Source organism: Pseudomonas sp. AE27 (genome assembly GCF_037113495.1).
Lineage (GTDB): Bacteria > Pseudomonadota > Gammaproteobacteria > Pseudomonadales > Pseudomonadaceae > Aquipseudomonas > Aquipseudomonas palmensis.
In genome coordinates this window covers 4,281,027-4,302,143 of record NZ_CP146966.1, presented here as the reverse complement: position 1 = coordinate 4,302,143, position 21,117 = coordinate 4,281,027, and the positions used below count along the sequence as shown (strand labels likewise).

General features: G+C 64.5%; 19 protein-coding genes and 1 riboswitch. Of the genes, 12 read left to right on the top strand and 7 right to left on the bottom strand.

The window, feature by feature from the left end; all coding sequences use genetic code 11:
* Positions 1-41: 41 nt before the first annotated feature.
* The 3 genes from V9K84_RS19720 to V9K84_RS19710 all read left to right on the top strand — a co-directional run bounded on the left by V9K84_RS19720 (position 42) and on the right by V9K84_RS19710 (position 3,003).
* Entirely contained in the window at positions 42-998 is a 957-nt protein-coding gene (locus V9K84_RS19720) for a glycosyltransferase (RefSeq protein WP_088514707.1), read from the top strand.
* A gap of 70 nt (positions 999-1,068) precedes the next feature.
* Complete coding sequence (locus tag V9K84_RS19715; RefSeq protein WP_088514708.1) at positions 1,069-1,842, top strand: hypothetical protein; 774 nt, start codon at positions 1,069-1,071, stop codon at positions 1,840-1,842.
* 48 nt (positions 1,843-1,890) lie between these two features.
* Positions 1,891-3,003 carry a glycosyltransferase gene (locus tag V9K84_RS19710; RefSeq protein WP_088514709.1) on the top strand — a complete coding sequence of 371 codons (1,113 nt, stop codon included), beginning with the start codon at positions 1,891-1,893 and terminating at the stop codon, positions 3,001-3,003.
* On the opposite strand, the gene V9K84_RS19705 is transcribed toward V9K84_RS19710, so the two are convergent.
* Positions 2,989-3,594 carry a lipopolysaccharide kinase InaA family protein gene (locus tag V9K84_RS19705; RefSeq protein ID WP_088514710.1) on the bottom strand — a complete coding sequence of 202 codons (606 nt, stop codon included), beginning with the start codon at positions 3,592-3,594 and terminating at the stop codon, positions 2,989-2,991. The genes V9K84_RS19710 and V9K84_RS19705 overlap by 15 nt on opposite strands.
* 100 nt (positions 3,595-3,694) lie before the next feature.
* On the opposite strand from V9K84_RS19705, the gene V9K84_RS19700 reads away from it, so the two are divergent.
* The 3 genes from V9K84_RS19700 to hldE all read left to right on the top strand — a co-directional run bounded on the left by V9K84_RS19700 (position 3,695) and on the right by hldE (position 8,235).
* On the top strand, positions 3,695-4,867 hold the full coding sequence (locus tag V9K84_RS19700; protein WP_178075067.1) for an O-antigen ligase family protein: 1,173 nt from the start codon (positions 3,695-3,697) through the stop codon (positions 4,865-4,867).
* A 15-nt stretch (positions 4,868-4,882) separates the two neighbouring features.
* Positions 4,883-6,691 (top strand): lipid A export permease/ATP-binding protein MsbA, encoded by a 1,809-nt coding sequence (gene msbA, locus V9K84_RS19695; RefSeq protein ID WP_058541611.1) that lies wholly within the window; start codon positions 4,883-4,885, stop codon positions 6,689-6,691.
* 122 nt (positions 6,692-6,813) lie between these two features.
* Positions 6,814-8,235 (top strand): bifunctional D-glycero-beta-D-manno-heptose-7-phosphate kinase/D-glycero-beta-D-manno-heptose 1-phosphate adenylyltransferase HldE, encoded by a 1,422-nt coding sequence (gene hldE / locus V9K84_RS19690; protein WP_058541610.1) that lies wholly within the window; start codon positions 6,814-6,816, stop codon positions 8,233-8,235.
* 36 nt (positions 8,236-8,271) lie between these two features.
* On the opposite strand, the gene V9K84_RS19685 is transcribed toward hldE, so the two are convergent.
* From V9K84_RS19685 to V9K84_RS19670, 4 genes are all read right to left on the bottom strand, one after another.
* Positions 8,272-9,225: a metal ABC transporter ATPase gene (locus V9K84_RS19685; RefSeq protein ID WP_088514711.1), complete on the bottom strand. Its 954-nt coding sequence runs from the start codon at positions 9,223-9,225 to the stop codon at positions 8,272-8,274.
* Positions 9,226-9,265: 40 nt separating this feature from the next.
* On the bottom strand, positions 9,266-10,078 hold the full coding sequence (locus tag V9K84_RS19680) for an aldo/keto reductase (RefSeq protein WP_058541609.1): 813 nt from the start codon (positions 10,076-10,078) through the stop codon (positions 9,266-9,268).
* A complete protein-coding gene (locus V9K84_RS19675; RefSeq protein WP_088514712.1) occupies positions 10,075-11,250 on the bottom strand; it encodes an FAD-dependent oxidoreductase in 1,176 nt (391 codons plus the stop codon). The genes V9K84_RS19680 and V9K84_RS19675 overlap by 4 nt, the downstream gene beginning before the upstream one ends.
* Before the next feature lie 68 nt (positions 11,251-11,318).
* Entirely contained in the window at positions 11,319-11,651 is a 333-nt protein-coding gene (locus tag V9K84_RS19670; protein ID WP_043863569.1) for a multidrug efflux SMR transporter, read from the bottom strand.
* Between the two features lie 85 nt (positions 11,652-11,736).
* Here V9K84_RS19670 and V9K84_RS19665 point away from each other — a divergent pair, with 85 nt between their 5' ends.
* Positions 11,737-12,627, top strand: a complete 891-nt coding sequence (locus V9K84_RS19665; RefSeq protein WP_043863568.1) for a LysR family transcriptional regulator — start codon at positions 11,737-11,739, stop codon at positions 12,625-12,627.
* 14 nt (positions 12,628-12,641) lie between these two features.
* The gene (waaA, locus tag V9K84_RS19660; RefSeq protein ID WP_088514713.1) at positions 12,642-13,916 is read left to right on the top strand and encodes a lipid IV(A) 3-deoxy-D-manno-octulosonic acid transferase; all 1,275 of its coding nucleotides are present in this window, start codon (positions 12,642-12,644) and stop codon (positions 13,914-13,916) included.
* Between the two features lie 78 nt (positions 13,917-13,994).
* Here the strand turns inward: waaA and V9K84_RS19655 are convergent, their stop codons facing one another.
* Positions 13,995-15,425 (bottom strand): TolC family outer membrane protein, encoded by a 1,431-nt coding sequence (locus V9K84_RS19655; protein WP_043863566.1) that lies wholly within the window; start codon positions 15,423-15,425, stop codon positions 13,995-13,997.
* Between the two features lie 142 nt (positions 15,426-15,567).
* Positions 15,568-15,673: riboswitch (TPP riboswitch) on the top strand.
* Between the two features lie 146 nt (positions 15,674-15,819).
* On the opposite strand from V9K84_RS19655, the gene thiC reads away from it, so the two are divergent.
* Positions 15,820-17,700, top strand: coding sequence for a phosphomethylpyrimidine synthase ThiC (gene thiC, locus V9K84_RS19650; RefSeq protein WP_088514714.1), 1,881 nt, complete (start codon positions 15,820-15,822; stop codon positions 17,698-17,700).
* 118 nt (positions 17,701-17,818) lie between these two features.
* The gene (cytX, locus tag V9K84_RS19645; RefSeq protein ID WP_054915741.1) at positions 17,819-19,102 is read left to right on the top strand and encodes a putative hydroxymethylpyrimidine transporter CytX; all 1,284 of its coding nucleotides are present in this window, start codon (positions 17,819-17,821) and stop codon (positions 19,100-19,102) included.
* Here the strand turns inward: cytX and V9K84_RS19640 are convergent.
* Entirely contained in the window at positions 19,071-19,817 is a 747-nt protein-coding gene (locus V9K84_RS19640) for an RsiV family protein (RefSeq protein WP_043863563.1), read from the bottom strand. The genes cytX and V9K84_RS19640 overlap by 32 nt on opposite strands.
* A gap of 182 nt (positions 19,818-19,999) precedes the next feature.
* Between V9K84_RS19640 and V9K84_RS19635 the strand changes: the two genes are divergently transcribed.
* Together V9K84_RS19635 and V9K84_RS19630 are read left to right on the top strand one after the other, a co-directional pair.
* Positions 20,000-20,617 (top strand): NUDIX domain-containing protein, encoded by a 618-nt coding sequence (locus tag V9K84_RS19635; protein ID WP_043863562.1) that lies wholly within the window; start codon positions 20,000-20,002, stop codon positions 20,615-20,617.
* Complete coding sequence (locus V9K84_RS19630; RefSeq protein WP_043863561.1) at positions 20,608-21,060, top strand: DUF1249 domain-containing protein; 453 nt, start codon at positions 20,608-20,610, stop codon at positions 21,058-21,060. Before V9K84_RS19635 ends, V9K84_RS19630 begins: the two co-directional genes overlap by 10 nt.
* Positions 21,061-21,117: the final 57 nt, after the last annotated feature.

The window sequence follows — 21,117 nt, the reverse complement described above, 5'->3', positions numbered from 1 at the left end:
CATGACTGCATAGCTGTGGCCCGAGCGCCGCAAGGAAGACAATGAAAGTTCTATTTCTGGTGCAGAAGGAACAGCGGGCCATTCTTGACCGGCTGTACGAAGGGGTTGCGGCCCATTGCGAATGCGACCTGCGCTGGTTGAGCAGTGCCGAACAGCGCGACCTGCGCGGGTATTTTCGCCGCGAGGTGGACGTCACCCGGTACGACCGCATCATCTTCTTCCTGCGCTTCAAGCAGGAGATCCGTCAGGTCGGTTTCATCCGTACCGTGCCCAATCTGGTCATTCTGGAGCACGATGCCTACCAGAACTACATTCCGTGCAAGTACACCGGCAAGTTCAGCGCGCATTACCGCAAGCTGCCCTGGGCCCGGGTGATCAGCTCGGGTTTCATGGTCAGCGAGCGCCTGCGCCAGGAAGGCTTCGACGCGGTGTTCGTGCCCAAGGGCTACGACCAGCAGTTGCTGGCCGACCAGGGGCGCGAGCGGGACATGGAGCTTGCCTTCGTCGGCAGCACCAACAGTGTGGCCTACAGCGGCCGCAAGGCGTTGCTCGACGAGCTGGGGCAAGTCGAGAACCTGGTGGTGACCCGTACCAATTCGGGGGCCGAGTATTGCGACACGCTCAACCGCATTCGTTTCTTCGTCAGTGCCGACGTCGGCATGGGCGAATACATGATCAAGAACTTCGAGGCCATGGCCTGCGGTTGCGTGCTGCTGGCGTTCGACCAGGGCGAGGCGGAGAATCGTGCGCTGGGTTTGCAGGACATGCACAACGTCGTACTGTATGGCAGCATTGCCCAGCTGCAGGCCAAGTTGAAGGTCCTGCGTGCCGACGAGGCCCTGGTGCAGCGTATCGCCACCAACGGCCGAGATCTGGCGGTTTCACGTTTCAGTTTCGCCCAGGTCGGGCGCAGTATTGTCGAGCAGTTGCAGCCGGCACTCCGTCCTCACCCACCACTGAGCGCTTGGCAGCGTCTGCGTCTGAAACTGGGGGTCTGACTCCCCTGGGCTGCCACCCGAACGGGTTGGAGAGGTTGCAACTGCATGGATGTATTTACCGGGGGTTGCTGTGCAATTTAGTGAAAAGAGTGATGTGACGCTGGTAGTGACCAGCTGCGGGCGGTTCGATCTGCTCAAGCTGACGCTGGACAGCTTCGATCAGTTCAACACGGCGCCTATCCGTGAGGTTTTCATCACCGAAGACAGCGGTGACCAGGCCGTGCACGACGCCATTCCGGAGCACTGGAAGCCTTACTGCACGGTGTTCGTGAACAAGCCCAAGCTTGGGCAACTGGCGTCGATCGACCTGGCCTACGGTCATGTCAAAACCCCGTACATCTTTCATTGCGAAGATGACTGGCGGTTCTATCGCCCGGCCTTCGTCGAAGATTCGCGGGCGATTCTCGAGGTGCGGCCGAACCTGCTGCAGGTATGGCTGCGCAATTTCGTCTACGACCTCAATGTCAACAGCCCCTACATTCATCTGGGCGAGCGCGAGATCATCGCTGGGGTCCCTTGCTACCCACTGCTCTCGGACAAGCCCGAGTGGCAGTCTTTCTCGCTGAACCCAGGGCTGCGGCGCCTGAGTGACTATCATCTATGTGCACCCTTCGCTGCGCATGGCGGTGAAAAGTCGCTGTCAAAGCGGTATGCCGAACTTGAACTGACCGCTGTGACCCTTGAAGGCGATGCGGTACTGCACACCGGATTCGGCCATCACGTCACGATGCCCGAGGAGCGGCTGCGCAAGGCACGTCGCAAGCAGCGCGAGCGTGTTCGGTTGTCGTTGGCGGCAATAGCGGGGTTGGTGGTGGGAGTTGGCCTTGCTCTTCTGTTGTCGTGAGTCGTTTTCTGCCTTTCCAGTGATAGGTGAATCAAGGTGGGCTGGCCAGTGAACGTCATCAATATCATGTGGGCGGGCGGCTCGCCGTTCGTCTCCGTGCACAAGGTCCACCAGCAGATTCTTTCACTGGTGCCTCCCGACATGTCTGTGAACAGTTGGTTGCTGCAGGGCCATGGGGCGGCGTGTGCCCCGGGCGCAACGCGAGAATGGAACCTGCCACAGCGCCTGATAAAAGGCCGTCATGTGTGGGGGCTGCTGCAGCCCTGGTTGCGCGCTCGCCTGCGCAAGGCGTTGCTGGAGGCCGATGCCGACGCCTTGCTGCTCGATGGGGTGGGTGTGTCGCGCCTGATCTTGCCTGTGCTCAAGAGCCTGCCTGAGGTAAAGGCAACCGTGGTGTTTCACGGCAAGACCCGTTTGAACCCCAGGGATGTGGCACTGTTGCGCGGGTTCAAGCCTGCGCAGCTGTCACTGGTGGCGGTGTCGGCCACGCTGGCGGCGTCATTGCAGGCCGAGCTGGGCCTGAAGGTGACGGCCTTGCGTACCGCGTTGGAACCCAACCGCTTTTGCGCCGAGCAACTGACAGCGCAGCAAGCGCGCCAGGTCATGGGGTTGAGGGAGCCTGGTGTGCGGATCATGGGGGCTGTCGGTCGCCTGGTCATGGACAAGGGGTTCGACTACCTGATCGATGCATTTGCCGCCGCCAGCCGGGCGCAACCCGATCTGCGTCTGGTCATTCTCGGCGAAGGGCCCGAGCGCCCATTGCTGCAGCAAAAGATCCAGGCGCTGGGCCTGCAGGGCAAGGTATCGCTGACAGGGCATTGCGACATTCTGGAGTGCCTGTACCAGGCATTCGACTGGTTGCTTGTGCCTTCCCGGTCCGAGGGCCTGGGCCTGGTATTGCAGGAGGCGGTCATTGCCGGCGTGCCGGTGCTGTGCAGTGACCTGCCGGTGTTTCATGAACAGTTGGGTGATAGTGGCCTGTACGCACGGGTCGGTGATGTGCAGGGCTGGGCCGCTGCCATCGAGCGTTGCGCCAGCTTGCCGGCAACCGCCGTCGCCCAGGCGCAGTACCGCTCGCTGGCCCCGGAGCAGGCCTGGGATTGCTTCAGCCGAACCCTGCGTGAAATGTGGGCGGTCAAGCCTGACTCAGGGAGCCAGTAGGGCCTGTTCCAGCTCGGCGAGGGGGAAGCTCCCGTCGAGTTTTTCACGTGACAGGTAGCGGGCGAAGTGCTGTATGTTGCGCTTGATCATGCGCCGGCTCAGCGGCCCGCGCAGAAAGCGCATGTCCGCCACATCGATCAGCCCCCACTGCTGACCGGGCGTCACCACGATGTTGCCCAGGTGCAGCGAGCGAAAATACACCCCCGAACGGTGCAGGGTGCGTATCAGGCGGACCATGCCCGGCAGTGCCTGCTGCCAGCTGAAGTCTTCCTGGCGGCTGAGCTGGCTCAGGGTTTGGCCGGGCAGGGGGTGGTACAGCACCGCCGTCATGCCGGGCTTTTCCAGGCGGTAATGCGCCAATACACGCAGAGTCGGAATGCCCAACTGCTCCAGCCTGGCGGCGTTGTCGATGAAGCGGCGGGAGTAGGGCCGCAGCAACGCCGACGACAGCAGGCGCTTGCGCCGGAAAAGTTTAAGGATATTGCCGTTCTCTAGCAGGTAGACTTTCGCACCGTAGCTGTCAGCTTCCAGTATCTGGGCACCGACGATCAGTTGGTTGAGGTCGGCCTGAGGGAGCCGGGAGCATTGCATGTAGATGGCCTTGTCGAAATAGCGAGCAGGAATGACAGGGCATAATGCCGAAAACTAAAAGAATGCACCATGTTGGTCGCTTGGGTTGAATGGGGAAGGGATGATGTACACGAGTCGCTGGGCGCAAGTGTGGTTGGCTGTAGGGCTGCTCTGGTTTCTGGCAGGTATTGCTCTGGCGCCTAGTAACAAGATTTATCAGCAAGGTCTGATCGCGTTTCTTTGGCTGCCGACCCTGGTACTGGGCTGGTCGGCCCGGGAGCAGTTCGGCCGGTTGTGGGCGCAGCAGCGTGCACTGTGTGTGAGCGTGCTTCTGTTGCTGGGCTGGGGCCTGGTATCGCTGAGCTGGGCCGTAGGTGAAGAGCCGATCCGGGAGGGCAAGCGGCTGTTCTACATCATCCTGTTCCTGTTGGCGTTTCCTTTGCTGGCGAGTGCAGGTACGCAGCGATTAGTACTTTTGATGCAATGGGGCGGCATCGGCTTGGGACTGGCGGCGGCCATCTCGATCATTCATTTCTACGGAGTCATGGGGCAACCATGGTTGGCCCGGCTGGAAGGCATCGGCGAAGTTTCCCATCCGATTCTGGGCGCCTACGTGATGGGCGCGGCCATTGTCTGGATGTTGCACTGGATGCCGCAACAGCGCTGGATGCAGCTTTTATGGGCACTTTCGGTGGTGTGCCTGGGAGTCTTCGTGATGCTTGGCCAAAGTCGCGGCGCCGCGCTGGCCCTTCTGCTTACCGTCGCGGCAATGCCGCTTTGGTGTCGTGACCGGCGCAGTTGTGTGTTCGCCGCTGGGGCGCTGATCATTTCGGTACTGGGCTTTCTGATGGTCTACCAGCTGATCATGCGCGGTGTTTCCTATCGTCCCGAGATTTTCAACAGCGCGCTTCAGATGATTGCCGACCACCCCTGGTTGGGGTTGGGCCTGGGCACGCAGTTCAAGGTGGTGGCCAACGGCATCGCCTTCGATCACTCGCACAACATGTTCACCCATATAGGCATCGAACTGGGTGTGCCTGGCCTGTTGCTGTGGGCTGCAGTGTGGCTGCTGGTGCTAAGGGAGGGGTGGCGTGCCCGCGACACGCTGTTGGGCAAGGGCCTCATCGGTCTGTGGCTGTTCTGCACCCTGGCCATGCAGTTCGACGCTGCGAGCCTGACCGGCACCCCCCGTGCCGAATGGTTCATCAGTTGGCTGCCAGTGGGGCTGGCCAGCGTGCTGGTGTGGGCGCGTGCCCAATCGGCAGGCTGTGATAAAATCGATCGTTCAACCTGAACAGTGAGCTCGAAGATGGCTGAAACACCGCGCACGGCGCAGCAGAGCTCCAGTCTGAAGATCTATTTCCGACTGTTGACCTACGTAAAGCCCTACATTGGCATTTTCCTGCTGAGTATCCTCGGCTTCGTGATATTCGCCTCGACCCAGCCTATGCTGGCGGGCATCCTCAAGTATTTCGTCGATGGGCTGAGCAATCCCGAAGCGGTGTTGTTCCCCAACGTGCCTTACCTGCGTGACCTCCAACTGTTGCAGGCCGTGCCGCTGCTGATCGTGCTGATCGCCGCCTGGCAGGGCCTGGGCTCGTTTCTGGGCAACTTCTTTCTGGCCAAGGTTTCCCTGGGCCTGGTACACGACCTGCGGGTGGAGTTGTTCAACAAGCTGCTGGTACTGCCCAACCGCTATTTCGACAGCCATAACTCCGGACACCTGATTTCGCGTATCACCTTCAATGTGACCATGGTCACCGGCGCCGCCACCGATGCAATCAAGGTGGTGATCCGCGAAGGCCTGACCGTGGTGTTCCTGTTCGGCTATCTGCTGTGGATGAACTGGAAGCTGACTATCGTGATGCTGGCGATCCTGCCGCTGATCGCGCTGATGGTCAGCAGTTCGAGCAAGAAATTCCGCAAGCAGAGCAAGAAGATCCAGGTGGCCATGGGCGATGTGACGCATGTCGCGTCCGAAACCATCCAGGGCTATCGCGTGGTGCGCAGTTTCGGGGGCGAGAATTACGAGCAGCAGCGCTTCGCCGATGCCAGCCAGAGCAACACCGAGAAGCAGCTGCGCATGACCAAGACCAGCGCGGTGTATACACCGATGCTGCAACTGGTGATCTACTCGGCCATGGCCGTGCTGATGTTCCTGGTGCTGTACCTGCGCGGCGACTCCACCGCCGGCGACCTGGTGGCCTACATCACCGCGGCCGGCCTGCTGCCCAAGCCGATCCGCCAGCTGTCGGAAGTCAGCTCGACCATCCAGAAGGGTGTGTCGGGGGCCGAGAGCATCTTCGAGCAGTTGGATGTGGAGCCGGAAGTCGACCACGGTACCGTCGAGCGCGACCGGGTTACCGGGCGCCTGGATGTCCGCCACCTGAGCTTCACCTACCCGGGTAGCGAGCGCCGCGTGCTCGATGACATCAGCTTCACCGCCGAGCCGGGTCAGATGGTGGCGCTGGTTGGGCGTTCGGGCAGCGGCAAGTCGACCCTGGCCAGCCTGATACCGCGTTTCTATCCGCATGCCGAGGGCGAGATCCTGCTCGATGGCGTGGAGGTGGAGCAGTACCGCCTGCGTAACCTGCGTCGGCACATTGCCCAGGTGACCCAGCATGTGACCCTGTTCAACGACACCGTGGCCAACAACATCGCCTACGGTGACCTGGCCGGTGCGCCGCGCGAGCAGATCGAGGCTGCGGCAGCCGATGCCTATGCCAAGGAGTTCATCGATCAGTTGCCCCAAGGGCTGGACACCGAGGTCGGCGAGAACGGCGTGCTGCTGTCCGGCGGCCAGCGCCAGCGTCTGGCGATCGCCAGGGCCCTGCTCAAGAATGCACCGCTGCTGATTCTCGACGAGGCCACCTCGGCCCTCGACACCGAGTCGGAGCGGCACATCCAGGCCGCCCTGGACCAGGTGATGAAAGGCCGTACCACCCTGGTGATCGCGCACCGCCTGTCGACCATCGAGAAGGCCGACCTGATCCTGGTGATGGATCAGGGGCGCATCGTCGAGCGTGGCACGCATGGCCAGTTGCTGGCCGAAAACGGCTATTACGCGCGCCTGCACGCCATGGGCCTGGATGAGCCGGCCAAGGCCGACATCACCTGAGTCACCCTGCCAGGGCGCGTTCTGCGCCCTGGTTGTCACAGCAGGTTACCGGCGCCGAACAGGCCGGTGCCAGGGCTGTGCTAATATCCCGCCCCTGTTCATTTTGTCTATATGGGTTGCCCATGAAGTTGTCCATGCCGCGTTTCGATCAAGCTCCGGTACTGGTGGTCGGGGATGTCATGCTCGACCGCTACTGGCATGGCGGTACCTCTCGCATTTCACCTGAAGCCCCGGTACCGGTGGTCAAGGTCGAGCAGATCGAGGACCGTCCGGGTGGTGCAGCCAACGTTGCGCTGAACATTGCCGCGCTGGGTGCGCCGGCCTCGCTGGTGGGCGTCACCGGCCAGGACGAGGCCGCCGACAGCCTGGCCAACAGCCTGCAGGCAGCGGGGGTGCGTTCGATCTTCCAGCGCATCGCCCATCAGCCGACCATCGTCAAGCTGCGGGTCATGAGCCGTCACCAGCAATTGCTGCGCATCGATTTCGAAGAACCCTTTGCCACCGACCCGCTGTCGCTGGGCGCCGAAGTCGACGCCCTGCTCGAAGGGGTGAAGGTGCTGGTGCTGTCCGACTACGGCAAAGGCGCATTGAAGAACCACCAGAGCCTGATCCAGGCCGCGCGAGCCAAGGGCATTCCGGTGCTGGCCGACCCCAAGGGCAAGGATTTCTCGATCTACCGCGGCGCCAGCGTCATCACGCCGAATCTGGGCGAGTTCGAGGCCATCGTCGGGCATTGCGCCGACGAGACCGAACTGGTCAACAAGGGCGGCGAGCTGATGCGCGAGCTGGAACTGGGCGCCTTGCTGGTGACCCGAGGCGAGCACGGCATGACCTTGCTGCGCCCGGGCCATCCGGCCATGCACCTGCCGGCACGGGCGCGTGAAGTGTTCGATGTGACCGGTGCCGGTGATACCGTGATCTCCACCCTGGCGGCGGCGATCGCCGCCGGTGAGGAGCTGCCCCATGCGGTCGGTCTGGCCAACCTGGCTGCCGGCATCGTGGTCGGCAAGCTGGGTACGGCGGCCATCAGCGCGCCGGAACTGCGTCGCGCCATCCAGCGCGAAGAAGGCTCCGAGCGCGGGGTGCTGAGCCTTGAGCAGTTGCTGCTGGCCATCGACGATGCGCGGGCGCACAACGAGAAGATCGTGTTCACCAATGGCTGCTTCGACATTCTGCATGCCGGGCACGTGACCTACCTGGAGCAGGCGCGTGCGCAGGGCGACCGGTTGATAGTGGCGGTCAATGACGATGCTTCGGTCAGTCGCCTGAAGGGGCCGGGTCGGCCGATCAACAGTGTCGACCGGCGCATGGCGGTGCTGGCGGGGCTGGGGGCAGTGGACTGGGTCATCAGCTTCTCCGAAGGCACCCCGGAAAACCTGCTTGCCGAGGTCAAGCCCGACGTGCTGGTCAAGGGTGGCGACTACGGCATCGATCAGGTGGTGGGCGCCGATATCGTCAAGGCCTATGGCGGTACGGTGAAGGTGCTGGGGCTGGTGGAAAACAGCTCGACCACGGCGATCGTGGAGAAAATCCGCAAGAACTGAGTGGCTTGACCCGCGATTAGGGCCTGCAAAAACGTCCTACTTCTGCAACGCCAGCCCCAACAGCTGGCGGGCCTTGCCCGTCAGCCTTTTAAGTTTCGAGTCCGGCCTGGGCCCCACCAGCCCCTGCTGCCTCAGCCAATCCTTCCAGCGAATCCGCTCTTCACGCACCAGCCAGCCATCCTGCCGGGCAAAGCTTTCGGCCAGGTAGATACCACGTGTACTCGCCGGCACCAATCGGTCCTTCTTCAGGGTGTACAGCTCGGCCTGCGGCTGACCGTCTTCCAGCGGCATCAGGTACAAGTCTGGCCGGCTGCGGTTGAGGCGTGCCACCAGTTGGTCGCCCTCAAGGCGCTCGTCCACATGGAACAGGCTCAATGATTTGGCTTCCCTGGGCACTTGCAGGCGTAGGTCATAAATCAGTTGCAGTGACGCCGTGGGCAGGTGGACATAGGCTCGCGGTCGCTCGATCAGCGGCTGGTTGCCACAGCGCACCGGTCGCGCGGCCCCCGAGTGAGGGGTCAGCACGAAGGGCATCGCTTCACGGTAATGCAGCGCGTCGGCGTACGGCGCCGGCAACCAGGTGTCGTTGAAACGCCCGCCAAGCCAGCCTTCCGGGGTCTCCAGCAGGCATTCCTCGGCCACTTCCTGCACGGCCGTGTGCAAGGGCAGGTTCAGCTCCTGAGCGGGCACGTAACCGGAGATCAGCTTGAGCACCACATCACCGCGGTCCTGGCGGCGCTGGCGCACCAGTACCCAGTAGTCGCGGTTCTGCCACTGCAGGGTGAGGCGCACCGAAACGCCCAGGTTGGCCAGCTCCACGGCGAAACGCTCGGGGTCGGCCACCTGGATGGCCTTGCGCCGCTGCAGGGTCTGGGCAAAGTTCAGCGGCATGCCGATGCTCTGGTAGCTCAGGCCCTCGGGGCCGGCTTCCACATGCAGGGGCAGGGTCTTGAAGTTGCTGGGGTTCTTGCGGATCAGCGTGCGCGGCATCTCGGCTCCTTCTTGCGTTGGGGTCGGCCGCGACGGCGGCTCAGCGCTGGCTCAGGATCTTGGCGACCACGCCCACGTTGTGGGCCAGGTGCACGGGATTGATGGTGCCGACAATAGCACTGCTCACCCCGGGGTGGGCAAACAGCAGCTCGAAGCTGGCCCGCACCGGGTCGACGCCCGGGGCCAGGCAGGCATGACCGCTGGCCAGGGCCTTTTTCACCAGGATGGCCTTGCCGTGTTCGGCAGCATAGTCCAGCACCGGGCGTTCGCCCTGCTCGTCGAGATTGTAGGTAACCATCGCGCAATCGCCTGATTGCAGGGCCTGCAGCCCACCTTCGACGGTTTTGCCGGACAGCCCGAAGCCGCGAATCTTGCCTTCCTGCTTGAGTCGGGCCAGGGTTTCGTACACCGCTTCCTGCTGCAGAATGCGCAGATCGTTGCCGTCGGAATGCACCAGTACAAGATCGATACAATCTGTTTCAAGGCGCTGGAGGCTGCGTTCCACCGAGCGGCGCGTGTGGGCGGCGCTGAAGTCGAAGTGCGAGTGGCCGTCGTCGAACTCTTCGCCGACCTTGCTGACGATCACCCAGTCGTGGCGCTGGCCGCGCAGCAATGGGCCCAGCCGCTCTTCGCTGCGGCCATAGGCCGGTGCGGTGTCGATCAGGTTGATGCCCAGCTCACGGGCCTGGCGCAGCAGCAGGCGGGCCTCGTCGTCGTCGGGGATGGTGAAGCCGTTGGGGTATTTGACGCCCTGGTCGCGGCCCAGCTTGACCGTGCCCAGCCCCAGCGGGGAAACGCTCAGGCCGGTGCTGCCCAGCGGGCGGTGATAGGGGTGCAGGGTCGGCAGGCTCATGGCAGCAGTTGCTCCCATACCGGTTGTGCCAGGGGCGGTTTTGGCAGGGGCGGCAGGGCAGGCAGGTTGCCTGGCTTGATACCGTCACGTTCCAGGCTGTTCAGCACGCGGTCAGCGAAGTCCGGTGCCAGGGCCAGCTTGGTCGGCCAGCCCGCCAGCAGGCGCTGCTGGTCGGCGAGGAAGGCGTTGTCGGGGCGCACCAGGCCCGATTGCGCGGGTTCGGCGCGGTCGACACGCACGGTGGCCCACTGCACCTGGCTGAGGTCGACCCAGGGCAGCAGCCCCGCGACCTCCTTGCGGGCGGCAGCGATCTGCGCTTCGGGTTCGCGGGCAACGCCCTCGGCTTCGGCCAGGTCGCCGCCCAGGTACCACACCCACTGGCCGTCGGCGGCCGGGTGGGTGGTCACGGTGATGCGCGGCTTGGGCCCGCCGCCCAGGCAGTGGGCGTACAGGGGCTTGAGGCTCGGGCCCTTGGCCATGACCATGTGCAGCGGTCGGCGCTGCATGGCCGGCTGGCTCAGGCCCAGGCTTTGCAGCAGCGCGGCATTGCCGGCACCGGCGCTGAGCACCACGCGCTGGGCGCGGATATCGCGGCCATCGACACGCAAGCCGACCAGTTCGTCACCTTCATGCAGCGGTTCGATATGTTCACCGGCCAGCAGGCTGTCGCCGGCCAGCTCTGCCAGGCGCGCGAGCAGGCTCGGCACGTCCACCACCAGTTCGGCCAGGCGGTACACCTTGCCCTTGAAGGCACGGTCCTGCAGGGCAGGGGGCAACTGGTCGCCCTTGACCTGGTCGACCCGGCCGCGTACCGCCTTGCTGGCGAAGAAGCTGGTGAGGTTGCCGGCCAGGGTGCCGGGCGACCACAGGTAGTGCGCCTCGGACAGCAGGCGCACGCCGCTCAGGTCCAGTTCGCCGTTGCCGGCCAGGGCCTCGCGCCAGCGCCGCGGCATGTCGGCAATGGCCTCGGAGGCGCCGGTGAGCGCACCGTGCAGGGCGTACTTGGCACCACCGTGGATGATCCCCTGGGACTTGAGGGTCTGCTCGCCACCGAGGCTGGCGCGTTCCACCAGCACCGTCGAGTAGCCCAGGCGGCGCAGGCGGGCATTGAGCCAGAGGCCTGCGACCCCTGCGCCGACGATCAGCACGTCGGTGGAAATAACGGATGACATGCACGCACCTCACAAGCAAAGACAGGAGCGCAGTATACAGCCTGTGAGGTTTCGTACCCTGTCGCTCATCAATGCCCGGTGGTTTTGGAGAACACCTGGATCACCACCACGCCGCCGACGATCATGGCCATGCCGAGCATGGCCGGCACATCCAGTTTCTGCCCATAGATCACCAGCGCCGCGATGCTGATCAGCACGATGCCCAGGCCCGACCAGATGGCGTAGGCAATGCCTACCGGAATGCTGCGCACCACCAGGGTCAGCATCCAGAACGCCACGATGTAGCCGCACACCATCAGAAGCAGGGGCAGCGGCGTACTCAGGCCCTTGACCGCCTTCATCGAGGCGGTGGCAATGACTTCGGCGCAGATGGCGATGGCCAGGTAGGTATAGGCGTTCATGGTAGTCCTCTGTTCTGGTCGCGCATTCTAGAGGATGGCGCAATGGGGTAAAGTCATTACCTATCTATTCTGGAGATAGGCTGGCATGCACGGTCAATGGAACCTCGAACAGCTTCGCACCTTCGTGCGGGTCGCCGAACTGCGCTCGTTTTCGGCGGTGGCGCGTGAGCAGCGCAAGGCCCAGTCGGCGGTCAGCAACGCCATCGCGTTGTTCGAGGCCGACCTTGGGGTCACGCTGTTCGAGCGTAGCAGCGGGCGTCAGCCGCGCCTGACCGATGCCGGCCAGGCGTTGCTCGAGGAGGCACGCGAGCTGCTGCGCCAGTGCGAGCGCCTGGACGGCCGGGCGCAGGCGCTGATGCGCGGGCAGGAGGCGCAACTGCGCCTGGCGCAGGACGAGGCCATGCCCTTCCAGCCGGTGCTCGACAGCCTCGACGAGCTGGCCGTGCAGTACCCGCTGCTGGAAATCCAGGTGGCCAGCGGGGCCCAGGGCGATGTGGCGCGCAAGCTGCTGGAGCGCCGTGCCGACCTGGGCCTGATGTTCCACCACGAGCACATGCCTGCAGCGCTGGAGCGCCAGGCACTGGGCAGCGTGGAGATGGTCACCGTATGCGCGGTGCATCACCCGCTGGCGCAACTGGCCAGCGTCAATCGCCAGCAGCTGGCGCAGCACCGTCAGTTGCTGATCACGCCCCAGCAGAGCGGCTACCCTGGCGGCGAACCGATCAGCCCGCAGATCTGGCGCGCCGACAGCTTCTACGTGATGGCCGAGATGCTCATGCGCGGGCTGGGCTGGGCCTGGCTGCCGCGCCATGTGGTGCAGTACCCGGCCTACCAGCAGCAGATGGTGGAGCTTGCCAGCGAGTGGCGCCCGCCGGCGCTGGTGGTGGAGTTGGCGTGGCGCCGCGACGAGCCGCTGGGGCCGGCCGCGCGCTGGCTGGCCGAGCGCTTCGCAGTGCATTTGTGCGCCATTGGCTAGTACACTTCGGCGCCATGAACAGAACCCTATATACCCTGCTGTTTCACCTGGGCCTGCCGCTGGTCGCGCTGCGCCTGTACCTGCGCTCGCGCAAGGCGCCGGCCTATGCCCGGCGCATCGCCGAGCGCTTCGGCCTGAAGCTGCCGCCCCTGCAGCCGGGGGGCATCTGGGTGCATGCGGTGTCGGTGGGCGAGAGCATCGCCGCCGCGCCGATGGTGCGTGCCCTGCTGCAACGTTATCCACAGTTGCCGATCACCATCACCTGCATGACGCCCACCGGTTCCGAGCGCATCCAGGCGCTGTTCGCAAACGAGCCACGCATCCAGCACTGCTACCTGCCGTACGACCTGCCGTGGGCGGCGGCGCGGTTTCTGGAGCGTGCTCGCCCGCAACTGGCGGTGATCATGGAGACCGAGCTGTGGCCCAACCATATCCACCAGTGCGCCCGACGTGGCATACCGGTGGCGCTGGCCAATGCGCGGTTGTCGGCGCGTTCGGCCAGGGGCTATGCGCGTTTTGCCGGGCTGACCCGGCCGATGCTGGCCGAGATGAGCCTGATCGCGGTGCAGACCGAAACCGAGGCCGAGCGTTTTCGCCAGCTCGGTGCGCGGCCCGAGTGCGTGCAGGTGACCGGCTCGATCAAGTTCGACCTGACCATCGATGCACAGCTGCTGGTGCGCGCCAGGGCGCTGCGTGAAGAGTGGCAGGCGCTGCAACGGCCGGTGTGGATTGCCGCAAGCACCCATGAGGGCGAGGACGAGGTGATCCTGGCAGCGCATCGGCAGTTGCTGGCGCACCATTCGGACGCGCTGCTGATGCTGGTACCGCGCCATCCGGAGCGTTTCAACGCGGTGCATGGGTTGTGCGCAGCGCAGTTTTCCACGGTGCGCCGCTCTGGCGGGGCGCCGGTGACGGCGGATTGCCAGGTATTGCTGGGCGATACCATGGGCGAGCTGCTGTTTCTGTATGCGCTGGCGGACATCGCGTTCGTCGGCGGCAGCCTGGTGCCCAACGGCGGGCACAATCTGCTGGAGCCGGCTGCACTGGCCAGGCCAGTGTTGAGCGGGCCGCATCTGTTCAACTTTCTCGAGATCGCGGCAATGCTGCGCGAGGCGGGGGCGTTGTGCGAAGTGGATGATGCCCAGGGGCTGGCGGCCGAGGTGCGGCGCCTGATCGAGTTGCCCAGCGATGCACTGAAGATGGGCGAGGCGGGGGTCGGGGTGATGCGGGCCAATCAGGGGGCGTTGAAGCGCCTGCTGGATGGGCTGGGGAATCTGCTCAAGGCGTGAGGCCTGTTCGCCGGCAAGGTCGGCTCCTACACGGGGTGCGCAACACCTGTAGGAGCCGGCCTTGCCGGCGAAGCTGTTTCAGGGCCTTTCGAAATTGGCCTGCGCCGCCTTGGCCAGGTCCGGCGGCAGGAAGTCCTTGTCCGGGTTGTAGTCGGGCTTGAGGTAGCGACCCAGGTCATTCAGGTCCTGCGGGCTCAAGGTCCCGGCGGCCTGCTTCAGGCGCAGGTTGTCGAGGATGTAGTCATACCGGGTGTTGTTGTAGTCGCGCACCGAGGTGTACAGCTGGCGCTGTGCATCCAGCACGTCGACGATGTTGCGCGTACCCACCTGGTAACCGATTTCGGTCGCTTCCAGCGCACTCTGGTTGGAAATGATCGACTGCTTGCGCGCCTGCACCTGCTCCACGTCGGTGTTCACCGCGCGGTGCAGGTTGCGGGTGTTTTCCACCACCTGGCGACGCAGGCTCTCGCGCTGCTGTTCGCTCTGGCTCAGGCGCTGGTACGCCTCGCGCACCTGCGAGCTGGTCAGCCCGCCACTGTAGATCGGGATGTTCAGCTGCAGGCCGATGCTGGTCTGCTCCACGTCGCCGCGGTAGTTCTGGCCCGTCAGGTTGGGGTTGCTGAAGCCCAGGCTGTCGTTGTCACCCTTCTGGTAGCGCGCCACCGCGTCCACCGTCGGCGCGTGCCCGGCCTTGCGCTGGCGCAGGGTTTCCTCGGCCGCGTTGACCGCGTAGTTGGTGGCCTGCAGGTTCAGGTTCTGCTTTGCGGCGGTTTCTACCCAGGCCTTGGCGTCATTGGGCGTGGGTACCTGCACCGGCAGGGTGTGCACGATGCCCTGCACCGAGTTGTAGTCGCGGTTGGTCAGGGTCACCAGGGCCTCGAAGGCGTCGTCCACCTGGCGCTGCGCGACGATGCGGTTGGCCCGTGCGGTGTCGTAGCTGGCCTGGGACTGCAGCACGTCGGTCTTGTCCGACAGGCCCACGTCGAAGCGCTCGTTGCTCTGGTCGAGCTGGCGCTTGAACGCGGCTTCTTCGGCCTTGGTCGAGGCCAGGGTGTCCTGGGCGCGCAGCACGGCGAAGTAGTTCTCGGCACTTTGCAGAATCAGGTTCTGTTCGGTGGCCGACAGCTCCAGCGCCGCCTGTTCGTTCACCGCTTCGGCTGCCTGCAACTGGAACCAGCGGTCGGCGCGGAAGATCGGCTGGGCCAGGGTGGCCTGCCAGGAGTTGCCGCTGCGGTTGGCGGTGATCGAGGGGTGATCGATCTTCGTACGGCTGTTCATCATCTCGGCGCCGGCCGAGAGGTTGGGCAGCAGGCCGGCACGGGCCTGGGGCACCACTTCCTTGCGGGCGCCGTAGTCGGCGCGGGCAGCGGCCAGGTCGGCGTTGTTGTTCACCGCTTCCTGATACACGCTGACCAGATCGGTGCGTACCGACAGGGGCGGTTCTGCTGCCCAGGCCATTCCGTTGGTAGCACACGACACGGCGAGGGCCAGTGAAAGTTTGCGCAGCATAGGGCAGTCCTTGAACGGTTGAGTATTTCTGAACCGATGAGTGTAGTTGCGCAGGCATTTTGCAACAATCCGCTATTTGCGCCTTTTATCATGCTTGTGCTTGGACTGTTGGCGTTTCGCGTCGCACCGGTCTATGCTGGGCGCGTTCTTGTCGGGGTGCCTTGCGTTGAGGCTGAGATCGGATAATTCCGGATCCCGTTGAACCTGATCAGGTTAGCGCCTGCGTAGGGAACAAGATTGCTCGTCTCCCGCGAGCCCTCTTGTGTCGGCTGCGGGATTGTCATTTCAGCTTTTTGGCTGGTGTGGCATCTTCCGTTTTCGGCACAGCACCAGCCCTGGTGCGCCCGTGCCTTTCAGGTTCACTCCGACTGCCAACCCGTCTGGAGAGCCTGTGATGAGCCAAAAACAAAAATACCCCGCGCACCTGAGTGAATCGGCCAAGGTCGACGAGCAGTCCGTGCAGCCGTTCACCCGTTCGCGCAAGATCTACGTGCAGGGCTCGCGCCCCGATATCCAGGTGCCGATGCGCGAAATCAGCCTGGACGACACCCCCACCGATTTCGGCGGCGAAGCCAACGCGCCGGTGCTGGTGTACGACACCTCCGGCCCCTACACCGACCCCACCGTGCAGATCGACGTGCGCAAGGGCCTGGGCGATGTGCGCTCGGCCTGGATCGACGCGCGTGGCGACACCGAGCGCCTGGCCGGGCTGTCCTCCAGTTTCGGCCAGATGCGCCTGAACGACGTGGAACTGACCAAGCTGCGCTTTGCCCACGTGCGCAACCCGCGCCGGGCCAAGGCCGGCGTCAACGTCAGCCAGATGCACTACGCGCGCCAGGGCATCATCACCGCCGAGATGGAGTACGTGGCCATCCGCGAGAACATGAAGCTGCAGGAGGCCCGCGCCGCCGGCCTGCTCGACCAGCAGCACGCCGGGCACAGCTTCGGCGCAAGCATCCCCAAGGAGATCACCGCCGAATTCGTACGCGAGGAAGTCGCTCGCGGCCGCGCGATCATTCCGGCCAACATCAACCATGTGGAGCTGGAGCCGATGATCATCGGCCGCAATTTCCTGGTGAAGGTCAACGGCAACATCGGCAACAGCGCGCTGGGCTCCTCCATCGAGGAAGAAGTGGCCAAGCTGACCTGGGGCATCCGCTGGGGCTCGGACACGGTAATGGACCTGTCCACCGGCAAGCACATCCATGAAACCCGCGAGTGGATCATCCGCAACTCGCCGGTGCCGATCGGTACGGTGCCGATCTACCAGGCACTGGAGAAGGTCAACGGCGTGGCCGAGGACCTGACCTGGGAGCTGTTTCGCGACACGCTGATCGAACAGGCCGAGCAGGGCGTGGACTACTTCACCATCCATGCCGGCGTGCTGCTGCGCTACGTGCCGCTGACCGCCAAGCGCGTGACCGGCATCGTCAGCCGCGGCGGCTCGATCATGGCCAAGTGGTGCCTGGCGCATCACAAGGAAAACTTCCTCTACACCCATTTCGACGAAATCTGCGAAATCATGAAGGCCTACGACGTCAGCTTCTCGCTGGGCGACGGCCTGCGTCCGGGCTCGATCGCCGACGCCAACGACGCGGCGCAGTTCGGCGAGCTGGAGACCCTGGGCGAGCTGACAAAGATCGCCTGGAAGCATGACGTGCAGTGCATGATCGAAGGCCCCGGCCACGTGCCGATGCAGTTGATCAAGGAGAACATGGACAAGCAGCTCGAGTGCTGCGACGAGGCGCCGTTCTACACCCTGGGCCCGCTGACCACCGACATCGCGCCGGGGTACGACCACATCACCTCGGGCATCGGTGCGGCGATGATCGGCTGGTTCGGTTGCGCGATGCTCTGCTACGTGACGCCCAAGGAGCACCTGGGGCTGCCGAACAAGGACGACGTCAAGACCGGCATCATCACCTACAAGATCGCCGCGCACGCGGCGGACCTGGCCAAGGGGCACCCGGGCGCGCAGATCCGCGACAACGCCTTGAGCAAGGCGCGGTTCGAGTTCCGCTGGGAAGACCAGTTCAACCTGGGCCTGGACCCGGACACCGCACGCTCGTTCCACGACGAGACCCTGCCCAAGGATTCGGCCAAGGTCGCGCACTTCTGCTCGATGTGCGGGCCGAAGTTCTGCTCGATGAAGATCACCCAGGAAGTGCGTGAATACGCCGCCAACCAGCCGGTCGAGGTGGCGGTAGAAGAGGGCATGCGCGAGCAGGCCGAGCGGTTCCGCCAGGAAGGCAGCCAGTTGTACCAGAAGGTCTGAGGCGATCCCTTCGCCGGCAAGGCCGGCTCCTACAGGCGACACGAAGCCCTGTAGGAGCCGGCCTTGCCGGCGAAAGCGTCCTGCAATCCAACCCCCACTCTCCTGCCGAGCCCTGATCGTGAGCACACCCAGCCACTACTCCCCCGATTCCCCCATTCCCGACAGCCAGCGCGTCTTCGGCGCGCGTGACCTGTTCTCCCTGTGGTTCTCCCTCGGCATCGGCCTGATGGTGCTGCAGACCGGCGCCTTGCTCGGCCCCGGCCTGGGCCTGTCCGGGGCGCTGCTGGCCATCACCCTCGGCACGCTGGTCGGCGTTCTGCTGCTGGCCGCCGCCGGCGTCATCGGCAGCGACACCGGCCTGTCGGCCATGGGCACCCTGCGCCTGAGCCTGGGCCGCCACGGCGTGGCGCTGCCGGCCATTCTCAACCTGCTGCAACTGGTTGGCTGGGGCGCGTTCGAAATCATCGTGATGCGCGACGCCGCCAGCCTGCTGGGTGCGCGGGCCTTCGGCGCCGACAGCCTGTGGGTCAGCCCGTTGCTGTGGGCACTGTGCTTCGGCGCCCTGGCCACCGCGCTGGCGGTGGCCGGCCCGCTGACCTTCGTGCGCCGCATTTTGCGCAAATGGGGCATCTGGCTGCTGCTGGGCGCCTGCCTGTGGCTGACCTGGAACCTGTTCGCCAAGGCCGACCTGGCTGCCCTGTGGGCCCGCGCCGGGGATGGCTCGATGTCGCTGGGGGTGGGCTTTGACATCGCCATCGCCATGCCGCTGTCGTGGCTGCCGCTGATTGCCGACTACTCGCGCTTCGGCAGGCATTCGGGGCAGGTGTTCGTGGGTACCGCACTGGGCTACTTCATCGGCAACCTGTGGATGATGAGCCTGGGGGTGGCCTACATCCTGGCCTTCGCCACCGATGGCGAAGCCAGCACCCTGCTGCTGGCGCTGGCCGGCGCAGGCTTTGGCATCCCGCTGTTGCTGGTGCTGCTCGACGAGTCGGAAAAGGCCTTTGCCGACATCCACTCGGCGGCGGTGTCCAGCAGCCTGCTGTCAGGCGTGAAGGTCGAGCACCTGGCACTGGTGATCGGCGTGGTGTGCACCCTGATCGCCTGCTTCGCGCCGCTGGGCCAGTACGAGAACTTCCTGCTGCTGATCGGCTCGGTGTTCGCGCCGCTGTTCGGTGTGGTGCTGAGCGATCACTACGTGCTGCGCCGGCGTCGCCTGCCGGGTGTGGTCGACGGCCTGCACTACGGGGCGCTGGTGGCGTGGGCCTGTGGCGTGGCGACCTACCATGTGCTGGCGCATTACGCCGCAGACGTTGGCGCCACCCTGCCAGCCTTGCTGCTGGCAGGGGCGCTGCATCTGTTGCTGGGCTTCAACCGCGGCCGGGAAACAGCTCGGGCCTGATCACACCGTTCAGGCGCGGGTAGGGAATCTTGAGCTCGATGTGGCCCATGGAGTACGGGGCGATGGCATACACCTCGTACTTCACCACCACCGCGCCGTAGGTCAGGGCGACGTGCGGTGACTTCTGGAACGGCCAGTTCTTCACGAACTCGGCGTCCTTGTCCATGCCGGTGCTGATCAGCCAGCCCTTGTGGGCCTCTTCGACGGTCTTCCAGAAGGTTGCCTCCTGGCCCGGCACCAGCATGTCCTGCAGGGTCAGCACCTTGTCCTGCTGGCGCGAATAGTTGATGAAGCCGCGCCCCGGCATGCCGTGCGCGCCGCCGGTGTCCAGGTAGCTGGACAACTCGATGATCACCAAGCCGTCATGCTGCTCGCGTACCTTGGCCTGCAGGTAGCTGCTGTTGCGGCTCTGGGCCGATTGCAGGTAGCTGTCCTCGTAGGACTTGAGCGAGGCCGGCAACGGTGCGCCCTCGCCATCGCTGGTGAGCTTGAGCAGGCTGCGCTCGACGATCGCATCGAGCTTGGGGTTGGTGGGGAAGTGCACCGTGTCGATGTTCACCAGCGGGCAGTCGGCTGCGGTGCAGCCCGGCTTGATGTGCTCCCACCTGTCGCGCTTGACCTCGAGCGGCACGCGCATGTTGGGCTGGAACAGGCTCTGGCAGGCGCCCAGAGTCAAGGCCAGGGCGGTCACGCAGGCTAATTTCGCAAGTGACATGATGATCCTTGTAGTGCAACGGTAATCGGGCTTGGACCGTCGGCAATGCCGTCGGTTCGCCACTAAGCTGACAAGAAAGGCTGCGCCTATCCTCGCAGCCCGCACGATTGTTTTAAAGGGGTGAAACCGCGCAGTGTGCAGGTTAGGATGGCGCGACGTGGTAATGGGGTAACGAGGTATCCATGACAGACAAGCCAAAGGCCATGCCGACCGACGTACAGATCGTGCGGCGCGAAAACTGCTTCAAGGGCTTTTACCGGCTCGACCGGCTGCACCTGCGCCACGAGCTGTTTGCCGGCGGCATGGGCCGCGAGATCAGCCGTGAGCTGTTCGTGCGCCACGACGCAGTGTGCGTGCTGCCCTATGATCCGCAGCGTGACGAAGTGGTGCTGATCGAGCAGTTTCGCGTCGGCGCCATGGGCAAGGTCGATAACCCCTGGCTGGTGGAACTGGTCGCCGGTCTGATCGACAAGGACGAACAGCCCGAGGAGGTTGCGCACCGCGAGGCGCAGGAGGAAGCTGGGCTGACATTCAGTGCGCTGTGGCCGATGACCAAGTACTTTCCGTCGCCCGGCGGCAGCGATGAATTCGTGCACCTGTACCTGGGGCGTTGCCACAGCGACGGCGCGGGCGGCCTGCACGGGCTGGAAGAAGAGGGCGAAGACATTCGCGTGAAGGCCTGGGCGTTCGAGGATGCGTTGCAGGCCGTGCGCGATGGGCGCATTGCCAATGCCGCGAGCATCATTGCCCTGCAATGGCTGGCGTTGAACCGTGATGAAGTCAGGGGGCTGTGGTCGTGAATCTGTTGCGCGAGCGCTACCGGGTCGATCTGGTCGGCTTGCAGGCTGCCTGCGAGGCCAACTATGCGCGCCTGATGCGACTGTTGCCCGACATGCGCACCACCCAGAGCTCGCGCCGCATCGGCATGACCCAGGGTGACCAGATGCTCGGCGTGCTGGTGCTCGACGTGGTGCTGGCCTGCCCTTACACCACCACCCTGCGCGTGCGCCAGGAGCACAGCCTGCCGTGGCTGCCGGTGCCGCAGCTGGAGGTGCAGGTGTACCACGACGCGCGCATGGCCGAGGTGGTCAGTGCCGAGCATGCGCGGCGCTTTCGCAGTGTCTACCCATACCCCAATGCGGCCATGCACCAGCCGGACGAAAAGGCCCAGCTCAACCTGTTCCTGGGCGAGTGGCTGAGCCATTGCCTGGCCTGCGGCCACGAACTGGAAGCGGTTCGCTGAAAATGTGACCGGTGTCGTGGGCGCGGGGTTTGCCGTTGCCTGCATTCCCACCATAAT

What these genes read in the sequence shown, in the direction of transcription:
- V9K84_RS19720 (WP_088514707.1), top strand. Translation starts at nt 42, where the DNA reads ATGAAAGTTCTATTTCTGGTGCAGAAGGAACAGCGGGCCATTCTTGAC.
- V9K84_RS19705 (WP_088514710.1), bottom strand. Translation starts at nt 3,594, where the DNA reads ATGCAATGCTCCCGGCTCCCTCAGGCCGACCTCAACCAACTGATCGTC.
- V9K84_RS19700 (WP_178075067.1), top strand. Translation starts at nt 3,695, where the DNA reads ATGATGTACACGAGTCGCTGGGCGCAAGTGTGGTTGGCTGTAGGGCTG.
- msbA (WP_058541611.1), top strand. Translation starts at nt 4,883, where the DNA reads ATGGCTGAAACACCGCGCACGGCGCAGCAGAGCTCCAGTCTGAAGATC.
- hldE (WP_058541610.1), top strand. Translation starts at nt 6,814, where the DNA reads ATGAAGTTGTCCATGCCGCGTTTCGATCAAGCTCCGGTACTGGTGGTC.
- V9K84_RS19685 (WP_088514711.1), bottom strand. Translation starts at nt 9,225, where the DNA reads ATGCCGCGCACGCTGATCCGCAAGAACCCCAGCAACTTCAAGACCCTG.
- V9K84_RS19680 (WP_058541609.1), bottom strand. Translation starts at nt 10,078, where the DNA reads ATGAGCCTGCCGACCCTGCACCCCTATCACCGCCCGCTGGGCAGCACC.
- V9K84_RS19675 (WP_088514712.1), bottom strand. Translation starts at nt 11,250, where the DNA reads ATGTCATCCGTTATTTCCACCGACGTGCTGATCGTCGGCGCAGGGGTC.
- V9K84_RS19670 (WP_043863569.1), bottom strand. Translation starts at nt 11,651, where the DNA reads ATGAACGCCTATACCTACCTGGCCATCGCCATCTGCGCCGAAGTCATT.
- V9K84_RS19665 (WP_043863568.1), top strand. Translation starts at nt 11,737, where the DNA reads ATGCACGGTCAATGGAACCTCGAACAGCTTCGCACCTTCGTGCGGGTC.
- waaA (WP_088514713.1), top strand. Translation starts at nt 12,642, where the DNA reads ATGAACAGAACCCTATATACCCTGCTGTTTCACCTGGGCCTGCCGCTG.
- V9K84_RS19655 (WP_043863566.1), bottom strand. Translation starts at nt 15,425, where the DNA reads ATGCTGCGCAAACTTTCACTGGCCCTCGCCGTGTCGTGTGCTACCAAC.
- thiC (WP_088514714.1), top strand. Translation starts at nt 15,820, where the DNA reads ATGAGCCAAAAACAAAAATACCCCGCGCACCTGAGTGAATCGGCCAAG.
- V9K84_RS19640 (WP_043863563.1), bottom strand. Translation starts at nt 19,817, where the DNA reads ATGTCACTTGCGAAATTAGCCTGCGTGACCGCCCTGGCCTTGACTCTG.
- V9K84_RS19635 (WP_043863562.1), top strand. Translation starts at nt 20,000, where the DNA reads ATGACAGACAAGCCAAAGGCCATGCCGACCGACGTACAGATCGTGCGG.